This window comes from Paraburkholderia sp. A3BS-1L (assembly GCF_051125215.1).
GTDB lineage: Bacteria > Pseudomonadota > Gammaproteobacteria > Burkholderiales > Burkholderiaceae > Paraburkholderia.
In genome coordinates, this window is the sequence record NZ_CP120444.1 from 732460 (window position 1) to 745393 (window position 12934).

The 12934-nt window shown below is 67.0% G+C and carries 9 protein-coding genes; 1 reads left to right on the forward strand and 8 read right to left on the reverse strand.

The genetic code is table 11. The annotated features are described in order from the left end of the window. Positions 1 to 6: 6 nt before the first annotated feature. The 8 genes from P5W99_RS28450 to P5W99_RS28485 all read right to left on the reverse strand — a co-directional run bounded on the left by P5W99_RS28450 (position 7) and on the right by P5W99_RS28485 (position 9867). Positions 7 to 2952, reverse strand: a complete 2946-nt coding sequence (locus P5W99_RS28450; protein ID WP_421027198.1) for a molybdopterin oxidoreductase family protein — start codon at positions 2950 to 2952, stop codon at positions 7 to 9. Positions 2953 to 3126: 174 nt separating this feature from the next. Continuing rightward, on the reverse strand, positions 3127 to 3552 hold the full coding sequence (locus P5W99_RS28455; RefSeq protein WP_434664558.1) for a BON domain-containing protein: 426 nt from the start codon (positions 3550 to 3552) through the stop codon (positions 3127 to 3129). A 30-nt stretch (positions 3553 to 3582) separates the two neighbouring features. Further along, complete coding sequence (locus P5W99_RS28460) at positions 3583 to 4707, reverse strand: porin (protein WP_421027200.1); 1125 nt, start codon at positions 4705 to 4707, stop codon at positions 3583 to 3585. Positions 4708 to 4853: 146 nt separating this feature from the next. Further along, complete coding sequence (locus tag P5W99_RS28465) at positions 4854 to 6143, reverse strand: MFS transporter (protein WP_421027201.1); 1290 nt, start codon at positions 6141 to 6143, stop codon at positions 4854 to 4856. Between the two features lie 181 nt (positions 6144 to 6324). Further along, the gene (locus tag P5W99_RS28470; protein WP_421027202.1) at positions 6325 to 6915 is read right to left on the reverse strand and encodes an RBBP9/YdeN family alpha/beta hydrolase; all 591 of its coding nucleotides are present in this window, start codon (positions 6913 to 6915) and stop codon (positions 6325 to 6327) included. 2 nt (positions 6916 to 6917) lie between these two features. Further along, positions 6918 to 7973 (reverse strand): 3-keto-5-aminohexanoate cleavage protein, encoded by a 1056-nt coding sequence (locus tag P5W99_RS28475; RefSeq protein ID WP_421027203.1) that lies wholly within the window; start codon positions 7971 to 7973, stop codon positions 6918 to 6920. Positions 7974 to 8026: 53 nt separating this feature from the next. Then, positions 8027 to 8875: a TauD/TfdA dioxygenase family protein gene (locus tag P5W99_RS28480; RefSeq protein WP_421046781.1), complete on the reverse strand. Its 849-nt coding sequence runs from the start codon at positions 8873 to 8875 to the stop codon at positions 8027 to 8029. Between the two features lie 11 nt (positions 8876 to 8886). Then, positions 8887 to 9867 carry a quinone oxidoreductase family protein gene (locus P5W99_RS28485; protein WP_421027205.1) on the reverse strand — a complete coding sequence of 327 codons (981 nt, stop codon included), beginning with the start codon at positions 9865 to 9867 and terminating at the stop codon, positions 8887 to 8889. Between the two features lie 316 nt (positions 9868 to 10183). Between P5W99_RS28485 and P5W99_RS28490 the strand changes: the two genes are divergently transcribed. Continuing rightward, positions 10184 to 12919: a LuxR C-terminal-related transcriptional regulator gene (locus P5W99_RS28490; protein WP_434664562.1), complete on the forward strand. Its 2736-nt coding sequence runs from the start codon at positions 10184 to 10186 to the stop codon at positions 12917 to 12919. Positions 12920 to 12934: the final 15 nt, after the last annotated feature.

The window sequence follows — 12934 nt, forward strand, 5'->3', positions numbered from 1 at the left end:
CTCGGTTCAATGGTCTTGCGGGGCTTTGCGCAGCCGCCGGGCGAATTCGCCGCGTCCCGCGAAATAGGTCTGCACGACGCGCTTGAGCACGCCTCCCGGTCCCGTGCCGGTCACGCCTGGCAGCGCCTGCATCGGCGCGAACTGCGGCAGCGTGTGATCGGCGTCGGGCTCGGCGGGATAGATGCGCACGCGCACGTCGTACCACGCCGCCTGCCCCGTGATGGGATCGGAGTTGGAGACGCGCCCCGGGCGCTGGGCCGGTTGTGACGCATCAGGAATTTCGTCCGAGATCAGGTGATTGAGCAGGAAGCCGCGCTGCGATTCGTTCGCGTCCGGGCCCAGATTCCATGCGCCCGCCGCCTTGCCGATCGCATTCCACGTCCACACCGTGCCGGGCTCCACCGCTTCGCTATAGCGCGCCATGCAGCGCACCTTGCCCCACTGCGATTCCACGTAGATCCACCCGCCGTCCGCGATGCCCTGCGCGGCGGCCGTGCCCGGATTCATGTACAGATAGTTCTCTCCATGAATCTGGCGCAGCCACGCGTTTTGCGAATCCCACGAGTGATACATCGCCATCGGCCGCTGCGTGAGCGCCGCGAGCGGATACTTCGCGTGATCGGTGGAGGCGTGCTCAAGCGGCGCGTAATACGACGGCAGCGGATCAAAATACTGCGCCACGCGTGCGCGCAGATGATCGGGCGGCTGGCGTCCTTTGGTCTTGCCCTGGGCCGCGAGGCGAAACTTCTGCATCACGTCCGAATAAAGCGCAATGACAATAGGCTCGTTGAATTTGCGGAAGCCCTTTTCGACCGCGAAGTCCAGATACGGCCCATTGCAGTTGCGCATGTACTGAATCGACTCGGGCAGCGTGTAGTGATAGACGCAATTGTTCTTGGCGTATTCCTCCCACTGGCGCGGATTGGGCTCGCCCACCAGGGCGTCCTTGCCATCCTTGCCGCGCCAGCCGATCAGGAATCCCACGCCCGAACCCGGCGCCGTCTGGTGATTGACGATGAAGTCGGGATAGTCGCGATACTTGCGCGTGCCTTCCGGCGTCATGAAAGCGGGCAGCTTCAGACGGCTCGCGAGCTCGACCAGCACTTCCTGGAACGGCTTGCATTCGCCCGTGGGCGGCACCACCGGCACGCGCACGGAATCCACGGGACCGTCGAACTCCGAGATCGGGCGGTCGAGCATCGACATCGCGTCATGGCGTTCGAGGTAAGTCGTGTCGGGCAGGATCAGGTCGGCAAACGCTGTCATCTCCGACTGGAACGCGTCGCATACGACGAGGAACGGAATCTTGTACTCGCCGTTTTCGTGCTTGTCCGCGAGCATCTTGCGCACTTCCACGGTATTCATCGACGAATTCCACGCCATGTTCGCCATGAAGATCAGCAGCGTGTCGATGGGGTACGGGTCGCCGCGCCAGGCGTTCGTGATCACGCTGTGCATCAGGCCGTGCACGGCGAGCGGATACTCCCACGAGAACGCCTTGTCGATACGCACCGGGCCGCCGTGCTCGTCGATGAACAGGTCCTCGGGCGCGGCGGGCCAGCCGAGCGGGCCGTTGGCGAGCGGCGTGTTCGGCTTGACGTCCTCGGGCTTGTTAGGCGGTTTCGCCGAGGGCGGCACCGCGCGCGGATACGGCGACTTGTGGCGGAAGCCGCCCGGCCGGTCGATCGTGCCCATCAGCGACATCAGCACCGCCAGCCCGCGGATCGACTGAAAACCGTTCGAATGCGCCGCGAGGCCGCGCATCGCGTGAAACGCGATCGGCACACCGGTCACGGTTTCGTGCGTTTCGCCCCAGGCGTCGGTCCAGCGGATCGGCAGCGTGATCTTGTGGTCGCGCGCCACCTCGGCCATTTCGCGCGCGAGCCGGCGGATCGTTTCGGCGGGAATACCGGTGATTTCTGCGGCCCATTCGGGTGTGCACTCGGCCATGCGCTCGCGCAGCAACCCGAACGACGGCGCGACGGGCGTGCCGTCTTCGAGCGTATAGCGGCCTTCCAGCGCGGGCCGCGCGCCGGGCGTGTGATGCGGCACGGCGCGCTGCGTGTTCAGGTCCCACCACATGTGGTTTTGCGGAAACAGCGCGTTGCGCTCTTCTACTGCGGGGTCGCGCACGAACAGGCCGAACGTGTCGCTTTCCGTGCGCATGTCGAGCAGTTCCGCGCCGTTCGTGTAGCGCTCGACGAACTCGTGATCGTAAGCACCGCTCTCGATCAGCTCGTGCATCAGCGCCATGAAGAGCGCGCCGTCCGTGCCGGGGCGAATCGGCACCCATTCGTCGGCAATCGCTGCGTAGCCCGTGCGCACCGGATTGATGGCGATAAAGCGGCCGCCCGCGCGCTTGAACTTCGAGAGCGCAATCTTCAGCGGATTCGAGTGATGGTCCTCGGCGGTGCCGATCATGAAGAACAGCTTCGCGTTGTCGAGGTCGGGACCGCCGAACTCCCAGAACGAGCCGCCCATCGTATAGATCATGCCGGCCGCCATGTTCGCCGAGCAGAAGCCGCCGTGCGCCGCGTAGTTAGGCGTGCCGAACTGTTTGGCGAACAGGCCGGTGAGCGCCTGCATCTGGTCGCGGCCCGTGAAGAGCGCGAATTGCTTGGGGTCGGTGGCGCGCAGGTGGGCGAGGCGCTTTTCGAGCATGTCGAACGCCACGTCCCACGAGACCGGCTCGAACTGCGCTGTGCCGCGCTCGGCGCCGCGCTTGCGCACGAGCGGCTGCGTGAGCCGCGCGGGCGAATACTGCTTCATGATGCCGGACGAGCCTTTCGCGCAGATCACGCCCTGGTTGAGCGGGTGCTCGGGGTTGCCGTCGATATAGCGCACCTCGCCGTCGCGCAAATGAACGCGGATGCCGCAACGGCAAGCGCACATGTAGCAGGTCGTCGTTTTCACTTCGAGCTGCTCGTTCTGGGTGCGGGCCTTGTGCTCCATCGTTCCTCCGGGTCCTGTGGGGCGGCTTTTGTGTGAATGCCCTCTTATCGTATAAACCCGGCGAACATAATAAAAGTCGCGATTGGCGATCTGTTCTATCGGCTAGTCTTATGGTTGTCGCGCAGGCGGGCAGAATGAGGGCCCCATTGGCCCAACTTTGCCCGCCCCTGACGCTTACTGCCCGAGAGGCCGCTGCACCGTGAGCTTGTTGGTCACCGACTTCACGCCCGGCACGGCCTTCGCCACAGCTGCCACGGTGTCGATCTGCGACTGTTCCTCGACCGTGCCATTGAGCGTCACAGCGCCGTCACGCGCCACGATGCTGATATTCCCCGCATCGATTTCCTTGTGCTTGCCAAGCGCGGCGTACACCTTGCGGCTGAGCGCACGGTTGGCCTTCCGCACCTCTCGGGCTGTGGAGGCAGCCGGCGCGGCTGTCGCCCCCTGAGCCCCCTGAGCCCCCTGAGCCCCCTGAGCCGCCGATGAAGCCGATGCCCCCGCCGTCTCGCCGCCCTGTGCGCGCACACCCACCGCCCCGCCCGCCAGCAAGGCCGCCATCGAGGCGGCCACACTCATGCGCAGGATTCCTTTTTTATTCATGGCAACGCTCCCGTTAGCCGAACTGCGAAATCAGAAAGTGTGGCGAATGCCGAGCATCGCCGCCGTGGTCGAGACGCCAGGCGCAACCGGCGCGCCATAGGTGATCGCCTGGTTCATCGTTCCATGGTTGTCCACGTAGCCCACCTGCGCGTAGAGCAGGGTGCGCTTGGACACGCCGTATTCGGCGCCGACTGCATATTCGCTCGAATGGTTTGCCGAGACGTTGCGGTCCTTCAGATAATAGAACCCCGACGTGACCTTGAAGTACGGCGTGAACTGGTAGCCAAGGCCGCCTGAAATCATTTCATAGTCGCCGTGCTGCGTGTTCGCCGGATTCTTGCCGATGCCGTACGAAGCCGACACCGAAAGCGCGTGGAACGTGTACTTGGCGCCCAGGTAGTAGAGCCGGTTGTTGTTGAGCCCGGTGGCCGGGGCGTTGGCCGGCAGGTTCGTATCGTGGCCGTTGTAATAGACGGCGGCCAGATTCAGGCCGTAGTTCGAATACTTGAGCACGGCCGACTCGCGCGTGCCGCCCTGGATTTGCCCCGGCACGCCGCCCGGCGCATATTCGAGCGCCGCTGAAACACCGTAGAACTTCGGCGATTGATAGACGATGGCGTTGCTGTCGTACAGCGCGCCATACGGCACGTTGGTGCTCGTGCCGGGCCACCCCGACGCCTGGCTCAGCCCAAGCCAGGCGCTCAGGATACTGCCGAAGTACTGCGCGTTGCGCACATCGGTGTCCGCCATCGCGTAGATCATCGGGGTGTATTGCCGCCCCGCGTCGATCGAGCCGAACGGCCCTGAAATGCCAATGGTCGTCTGCTGATTGAACATGGCCGTGGCGCCCGCGGTGTCCGCGAGGCCGAGCTTGCCCGTGGAACTGTTGAACACGCCTTGCAGCCTGAAATTGACCTTGTAGCCGCCGCCGAGGTCCTCGGTCCCCTTGATGCCCCAGAAGCTGGCATAGATGCCCGCGTCCTTCAACGCGAACACGTGGCCCAGATTCTTCGCGTTCGGCGCGAACGAGGCCGCCGAAGTGCTCTGATACAGCAACCCCGTATCGATGGCGCCGAACAGCGTCACCGACGATTGCGCGTGTGCCGCGCCGGCCGTGACCGCGAGTACGGCCAAGACGCTCAACTTCCGTTTCATGCTCTCTCCTCCAAACTATTGTCAAGGCCGTGCGGTGCTGCCCTTTGCGTGCGGCCCGCTGTCTTCCTCTTTGTCAACGGCTGTTCTTCTTGTTGTCCTGCTGCTTTGCTGACTACCTGCCGTGGCTTGTCCAGCCACGGCATTATTCATACCTCGCGCTGCCGCGCGAGATCACCCGCGTAGCGGCGCTTGCCGAGCACGAACAGCAGCGCCGACACGAGCGCCGCGAACGGAATCCATTGCAACGCCATGTGCAGGCCCATGCGATCGGCGATCAGGCCCACGATGACCGGGCCGGCGGCCAGGCCGAGCAGGTTGTTGGCGAGCGACCAGAGCGCCATGGCCGTGGCGTGAATCGAAGGCGCCGTGAGTTCGGCCACCAGTGCGCCGGTCGGCCCGCACACGCCCGAGGCCATAAACATGCCGACGCCGATCAGCACGAGTTGCAGCGGCCCCGGCGGCACGTGAAATGCGCTCGCGAACGCCGCAAACACCAGCACGCAATACGTGATGGCCATGGTCCATTTGCGGGTCCCGTTGAGACGGCTGACGCGGTCGGTCAGCACCCCGCACACGATCATGCCGATGCCTGAGATCAGCACGAAGCCGGCGGCCAGCACGCTCGCGCGGTCGAGCCGCATCGCATAGGTGCGCACGAGATAGCTCGGCAGCCACGCGAACATCGCGCCCGGCAGGATCAGCTGGACGCCGCAGGCCACATACGCAAAGCCGACCGATTTCGAGGTGAACAGCGCCTGCGCGAGACCGCGCGGCGTGAAGCGGGGCCGCGCCGCGCTGGCAGCAACGCGTGCGCGCTCGGGCGCGAGCCGCCGTTCGGTCACGACGATGCGATAGATCACCGAGAGCACGAGGCCGACCACCGCCATAGTCGCGAACGACCAGCGCCAGCCGAAATGCGCGGCCACGATGCCGCTCAACGCCATCCCGAGCATGGAGCCGAATGCGCCGCCCGCGAGAAACGAACCCGAGAGCGTGGCGCGCAGATGCGCCGGAAACACGCTGAGCACGACCGCGAGGCCGACGCTGCCGTAGGCCGCCTCGCCCACGCCCACGAAGAAGCGCGCCGCGAACATCTGCCCGTAGCTGGCCGATACGGCGCAGCCAAGCGTGGCGATGCTCCACAGCACGGCCATCAGAATCAGGCTGCGCACGCGTCCCCAGCGGTCCGCGAGCAGCGAGAACGGAAAGGTCAGCAGACCCACCATCACCGAGACGATGCTGCTCAGCGATCCTAACTGCGTGTCGGTGAGCATCCACTCGGCTTTGAGCAGCGGAAAAACGGCGTTGAGGACCTGGCGCGACATGTAATCGGCGAGCAGCAGGCCGAAAGTCAGCGCGAAAACACTCCAGGCATAGGCCCGGGATACGGTTGGTGCGCCCGCAGGGGCGTCTCCCAGTGCGGCAGTCGCTTGCATTCCCACTTTTGTCTCCATGAATCATTATCACGGTGTCCGGGCGCGGAAACGCGCCTCGGATATACCCATCTGGCGTGTTTTTTTATTTGGTGCTGCAGCGAGAGCGGTGTCGGCCCGCCTTGTATCGCTTTGACCGCGCGCGCCTTACAGCGTAGCGCGCGTGAGCCCATCGATGAATCGGTTACGACACGGGTACGGCACGCCGCGCGAGCGCGGCGATCAGGTCGTCCGCGCCGGGCCATTCGCCAAACCCGCTGGCTGGGTTCAGGTGACCGACGTTGCCGAGATCGACCACCTCGCTGCGCCACGCGCGCGCAAGTTCGAGCACGCGTTCGTAGCGGGCGAGCGGGTCGTCGTGGCTCGCCGCCACGATGGACGGGAACGGCAGCGGCGCGCGCGGCACCGGCAGCCATCCGCTCGCGTCGAGCGCTTCGAGCGTCGGATAGCCTTCGGGCATCGGCGCCTCGAAGTCGGGCGGCGCCGCCAGCAGCGCCCCTGCGATCGCACGCGGATAGCGCCTCGCCCAATGCGCGACCATCACGCAGCCGCCGCTATGCGCAACGATGATCACGGGCGCGTCGATGCCCGCGACCACGGCTTCGATGGCCTCGACGCGCGCGGCGCAATCGAGGTCGTCGCGGCCCATCGGCGGCACGGCGGCCACCGGGCGGTTCTGCGCGCGCAGGCGCGCTTCGAGCAGGGTCTGCCAGTGCTGCGCGACGTGGTCGCGCAACCCCGGGACGATGACGATGACAGGTTCGGGGCGCGCCATGATCAAGCCGCCGATTTCACGAGGCCCAGACCCGCGGGCTTGTGGTTCGGCAGATAGCCGTTGGCGGCCAGCGTCTCATCGGCGTCCTTGTAGAAGGTGCCGATGCGGTAGATCTCGCGCGCTTCCTTGCCCGACGCGATCTCGCGGCCCAGTTCGTGCGCCACGCGCACGCACTGCTCGATCTGCTCGACCGAGGTCATGCGCTGGCCATGCTGGCCGATGATCGTATCCTCGATGCCGCAGCGCGGGTGCAGGCCCATCGCCATCGCCATCATGTTGAACGGCAGCACGTTCTTGAGCAGCGACTCCGCCGTGAACGTGCAGCCCTGCGGGGCGCGGTGCACGAAGTTGAAGAAGTTGAACGGGTTCGGGCCGTCGAAGCCGCCGCCGATGCCGATCCACGTCAGGTTAACCGGCCCGAGATAGGCGCCCTTGCGGATCAGGCGTTCGAGCGTTTCCAGCGCATGGATGCCGGTCAGCTGGAAATGCGCCTGGATGCCCGACGCATGCAGGCGGCGCAGATGCTCCTCGAGCCACTGCGGGCCGGCCGGCACCGTCATTTCGCTATACGCCGCCTGGAGCGCCGGATTCGCCAGCGAGGTGCCCGCCAGATACTCGGGGTAGAGCAGCTCCATGATGTTCATCTGCGTGGTGTTGATCGCCACGGTCACCTGGTCGGGCTTCGGCTCGAGTTCCGCGAGCATGTGGCGCGTGTCGTCCGAGAGCCACTTCGCGGCCTGGCCGTCGTCTTCCGGCGCGAACGAGATCGAGCCGCCCACCTGGATGATCATGTCCGGCACCGCCGCGCGCACGCCGGCAATCAGCTCGTTGAACTTGGACAGGCGCTTGGAGCCCTTGCCGTCCAGTTCGCGCACGTGCAGGTGCAGCACCGTTGCGCCTGCGTTGTAGCAATCCACGGCCTTCTGGATCTGCTCTTCCATGGTGACGGGAATGTCCTCGGGAAAGTCTTCGGGCATCCATTCGGGGCCATACGGCGCAACCGTGATGACGACCTTGTCCATGTTCTCGGGGTGCAGCGAATTGTCGAGAAATTGCATGTCTTCCTCCAGTATTGTGTTTTGCTGTCGTGCGCAGGTCAGGCAGTGGCCAATCAGTACGGCACGTCGCCGATGATCCCCGCGCGCTCCATCTTGCGGTGGCAAGGCGGGTAGTCCATGACCGCGTAATGCTGCGTGCTGCGGTTGTCCCAGATCGCCACGCTGCCCGGCTGCCAGCGCCAGCGCACCTGGTACTCGGGGATGTACGCCTGGCTGATGAGGTACTGGAGCAGGTGTCCTGCGCCCGGGTTGCCGTCCTGGCCGTAGCGCACGCGCGCGGGCGTGTGGTAGTTCACGAAGTGCGTGGTGAAGGCGTTCACGAACAGCACCTTCTCGCCCGTTTCCGGGTGCGTGCGCACGACCGGATGTTCGGCGTCCGGATACTGCGCCTTCAGCGCGAGGCGCTTTTCGATCGGCATCGCCGCGCCGAAGCTTGCCTGGATGCTGTGGCTTGCGCGCAGGTCCGCGATTTGTTCCTTGACGTGCTGCGGCAGGTTCTCGTAGGCGAGCACCATGTTGGCCCACATGGTGTCGCCGCCCACCGGCGGGCATTCCACGCAGTGCAGCACCGCGCCCATCGGCGGCGCGGCGCGCCAGGTGGCGTCGGTGTGCCACGAGTTTTCGTAGCGGTCGTTGGGCTGGTCAGGCGTCTTGTAGATCTGCACGAGACCCGGATGATCGGGGTGGCTGCCCGCCACCGGATGACCCTCGAGCTCTCCGAATCGTCTGGCGAAATCCACATGGTCGGCGCGCGTGAGTTGCTGGTCGCGCAGGAACAGTACCTTGTGCTTGAGCAGCGCCGCCTTGATTTCCCCGAACAGCGCGTCGTCGCGCACCGCATCGCCCAGACGCACGCCCACCAGTTCCGCGCCGATCGCGCAGGTCAGTTGCTCGATTCTCATGATGGGCGGCCTCAGATCGTGAAGACGGAAGAACCCGTCGTCTTGCGGGCTTCGATATCGCGGTGCGCCTGCACGGCGTCCTGCAATGCGTAGCGCTGGTTGATCTCGATCTTGATGCGCCCCGCCGCGACGTGGCCGAAGATTTCATCGGCCAGCGCGGTCTTCTCGGCGGGGTCGGCGATGTAGTCGGCCAGCGCGGGGCGCGTGACGTAGAGCGAGCCCTTCATCGCGAGCACCTGCGGTTCGAACGCGGGCGCCTTGCCCGAGGCCGTGCCCACGCAGACCAGCAAGCCACGGCGCTTGAGCGAGTCGAGTGACGCCGCGAAGGTGTCCTGGCCGACGCTGTCGTAGACCACGGAAACGCCCACGCCATCGGTCAGCTCGCGCACGCGCTTCGCAACGTCTTCGCTGCGATAGAGGATCACGTGATCGCAGCCGTGCGCGCGGGCCACCGCGGCCTTCTCCTCGTTCGACACCGTGCCGATCACCGTCAGCCCCAGCAGCTTCGCCCACTGGCACAGGATCAGGCCCACGCCGCCCGCCGCCGCGTGCACGAGAATCGTCTCGCCCGCTTGCAGCGGCCAGATGCGGCGCATGAGGTACGCCGACGTGAGGCCGCGCATGGTCATGGCCGCCGCCGTTTCGCAGGCGATGGCGTCGGGCAGCTTGATGAGCGGCGCGGCCGGAATCAGCCGTTCCGTGCTGTATGCGCCCAGCGTGTTGATAAAGCCGGTGTAGGTGACGCGGTCGCCGGGCGCGACGTTGGTCACGCCCGCGCCCACCGCCTCCACCACGCCCGCGGCTTCCACGCCCATGCCCGCCGGCAGCGGGACGGGATAGAGGCCGCTGCGGAAATACGTATCCGCGAAATTCAGGCCGACCGCTTCGTGCCGCAGCCGCACTTCGCCCGGACCGGGCGCGCCCACGTCGACTTCTTCCCAGCGCATCACTTCCGGTGCGCCGGTCTCGTGGAACCTGATCGCATGTGCCATCTTCTGTCTCCTGGTTGTTCCTGCTTGCTGCTCGTTCCGATCGATAGGCCGCCGCGGCGCTCGTGGTGCAGGCGCACGCACGCGGCTATCGTGACTGAATCCATCGTAGGACGCCGTGGTGCGCCGCGCGCCCTCCTTCCAGGAGGGGGAGCCCGCCTACCCCTGCGAATTTCGCCCGTTTACCGGGTTATCACTGAGGAAATCGCCAGGCGCTCGACGCGCTGTTGTCAAATTGTCAGCCAGGGCGCCGCCGTGCATATAATCCTCCGATCGATTCCCGGCATTGCGCGCCGCGCGGCCTATTCCGATTCACCCGATGACCTTTGCGAACCGCGGCGCACCGCCCCCGTTTTCCGAACTCACGCTCAAGACCACGCCGCCGCGCGCGCCGCGCCACCTGCTCGCGCGCGAGCGGCTGAACCTCGCCAGCGAGCCCTTGCGCAATCAGCCCGCGATCGTCGTGCAGGCGCCTCCCGGCTTCGGCAAAACGCTGTTGCTCGCGCAATGGCGACGCGAGCATCTCGCGCGCGGCGCCGCCGTCGCGTGGGTGTCCGCCGATGCGCACGACGACCCGCAGCGCTTTTTGCATAGCCTCGTGCTCGCCGTGCGCGTGGGCGGCGCGCAGCCCGAGTTCGGGCACACGCTGCTCGACAGCCCCTTTGCCACGCCCGACGCCAACGAGGGCTTGACCGCCTGGCTCGCCGAAGTCGCGCAGGCCGCGCTCGATCTGGTGCTGATCGTCGATGAAGCGGAGCGGCTCTCGCCGGTCGGCAGCGCGGCGCTGCTTTATCTGCTGCACAACGCGCCCGCGAATTTGCGCATCGTCGTGGCCGCGCGCAGCGGCTTCGAAACCGCCGTCGACGACTTGCGCGCCTATGGGCAATGCGTCTGCCTCGGCCCCGAGGCGCTGCGCTTTCGCCTCGACGAAACGCTCGCGCTCGTGCGCCGGCGCTTTGGCGAGCGCGTGGACACCGATAGCTGCGCACGCCTGCACGAGATCACCGACGGCTGGCCGCTCGGCCTGCAGCTCGCGCTCGCCGCGATGGAAAAGAGCGGCGACCCGCGCGGCGTCATCGACGCCATGCAGGGGCAGCCCGGCGTCGAAGGCGAGCATCTGGTGAGCAACCTGCTCGCGCGGCTCGCCCCCGAGGACCTCGCGTTCCTCACGCGGCTCGCGCTCGTCGACATGCTGCATCCCGACCTGTGCCGCGCGCTGCTCGACAGCCCCGACGCCCCGGCGCAATTCGCACGGCTCATGCGCGATACGCCAATCTTCATGGCCAGCGACGGCAACGACTGGTGCCGCCTGCACACGCTCGCGCGCGCGGCGCTTGGCGCGCGTCTGGCCGAACTGCCGCCCGACGAGCGCGCCGGCCTGCACCGGCGCGCGATGCAGTGGCTCGCTGAGCACGGCATCCACGAAGAAGCGGCTCGCCACGCGCATGCCGCCGGCGAGCGCGAAGTGGCCTATGAACTCGCGGGGCGCTCGCTCTACGGCGCGGTCATGCAGGGGCGCCTCGCCGCCGCGCTCGACTGGCTCGAACTGCTGCCCGCCGACGAGCTCGACCGCCAGCCCGACCTGCGCCTCGCGGCGGCCTGGGCGCTCGCGCTCAGCGAGCGCCACGCCGAGGCGAGGCAACTCGTGGCGCCGATGGCCGAAGCGCACGATTGCACGCCCGAGCGGCGCTACGAATGCGCGCTCATCCTGAGCATCGCGGCCTATTACGCCGACGAGCCCGACCGCTTCCTCGCGCTGCTTGCACCGTGGCGCGAGCCGCCGCCGCTCGCCGAGCCGCGCCGGCTCCAGACGCACGCGAACCGCCTCGCGCTGGCGGAGCTGCTGCAGGGCGAACCCGCCAACGCGCGCCGCCATCTGCAACTCGCGCCGCGCGGCGACTTCGGCAAGGCGCACCGCTACGCCGCCTACTGGGGCGAGTTCATGTGCGGCCTGAGCTATCTGAACGAAGGCCAGGCCGTGCTCGCCGAAACGGTGCTGCGCCGCGCGCTCACGAGCTCCGAAACCGAACTGGGCCGCCGCCATCCGCTGCCGTGCATGCTCGCGGCGGTGCTCGCGGCTGCGCTCTTCGAGCGCGACTTCGTGGACGAAGCCGATGCGCTGCTCGCGAACCGGCTCGACGTGCTCGAACGCTCCGGCACCGCCGAGACCTCGCTGATCGCCTATGTCTGCGCGGCGCGCGTGGCGCAGGCCCAGGGCGTGGAGCGGCGCGCGCTCGACCTGCTCGATGCGATGCACGCCGCCGGCACCGCTCGCGGGTTGCCGCGTCTGTCCATCGCGAGCCTCGCGGAGCGCGTGCGGATCTACGCCGGACGTATCCACGCCGGACGTGGAAACGCCGAAACCTGCCGCGCGTTGAGCGCCCAGCTCGACGCGCTCGTCGAACAATCGCAAACCGCCGAACCCACGTGGCGCGGCCCGGTCTGGCGCCGCGACGTGGCCCGACGCCAGGCCATGGCGCATGCATACACGGCGCTGGCCCAGCAGGACTGGCCGCGCGCGCTCGAGTGTCTGGGCCGCGCGCAAACGCTCGCCGACGCGATGAAGCTCGGGCGCGAGCGAATCGAGATCATGGGGCTGCGCGCACTCGCGACCCGGGGCAACGGCGAAGACGGCTTGCCGCTGCTGCACGAGGCGATCGGCCTGACCGGCACCTATGGCCTCGTGCGCGTGCTCGCCCAGGCACATCCGGCGCTGGCCGACTGGATCCACGAAGTCGCAACGCAAGGCAGCGGCGAGCCCGTCACGCTCGCCGCGACGACGCTCGCGCCCACGACCCAGCCCGGCGGCGCGCCCCGCCGCGCGCAAGCCGCGCCGCGCGCAATGCCGAGCACGGTGCTCACGCCCAAGGAGCGCGAGGTGCTCGAACTGCTCGCGCGCAATCTCTCCAACAAGGAGATCGCGCAGGCAATCGGCGTGGGCGAAGTCACCGCCAAGTGGCATGTAAAGAACCTGTTCGGCAAGCTGAGCGCGAGTTCGCGCAAGCATGCGGTGCTGCGCGCCCAACTGCTGGGGTTGCTGGAAAGCGGCGAGTGAAACGATCGAGGCGAA

Bases quoted from the DNA above. Each gene is read 5' to 3' on its own strand.
- P5W99_RS28450 (WP_421027198.1), bottom strand. From the start codon at position 2,952: ATGGAGCACAAGGCCCGCACCCAGAACGAGCAGCTCGAAGTGAAAACG.
- P5W99_RS28455 (WP_434664558.1), bottom strand. From the start codon at position 3,552: ATGAATAAAAAAGGAATCCTGCGCATGAGTGTGGCCGCCTCGATGGCG.
- P5W99_RS28460 (WP_421027200.1), bottom strand. From the start codon at position 4,707: ATGAAACGGAAGTTGAGCGTCTTGGCCGTACTCGCGGTCACGGCCGGC.
- P5W99_RS28465 (WP_421027201.1), bottom strand. From the start codon at position 6,143: ATGCAAGCGACTGCCGCACTGGGAGACGCCCCTGCGGGCGCACCAACC.
- P5W99_RS28470 (WP_421027202.1), bottom strand. From the start codon at position 6,915: ATGGCGCGCCCCGAACCTGTCATCGTCATCGTCCCGGGGTTGCGCGAC.
- P5W99_RS28475 (WP_421027203.1), bottom strand. From the start codon at position 7,973: ATGCAATTTCTCGACAATTCGCTGCACCCCGAGAACATGGACAAGGTC.
- P5W99_RS28480 (WP_421046781.1), bottom strand. From the start codon at position 8,875: ATGAGAATCGAGCAACTGACCTGCGCGATCGGCGCGGAACTGGTGGGC.
- P5W99_RS28485 (WP_421027205.1), bottom strand. From the start codon at position 9,867: ATGGCACATGCGATCAGGTTCCACGAGACCGGCGCACCGGAAGTGATG.
- P5W99_RS28490 (WP_434664562.1), top strand. From the start codon at position 10,184: ATGACCTTTGCGAACCGCGGCGCACCGCCCCCGTTTTCCGAACTCACG.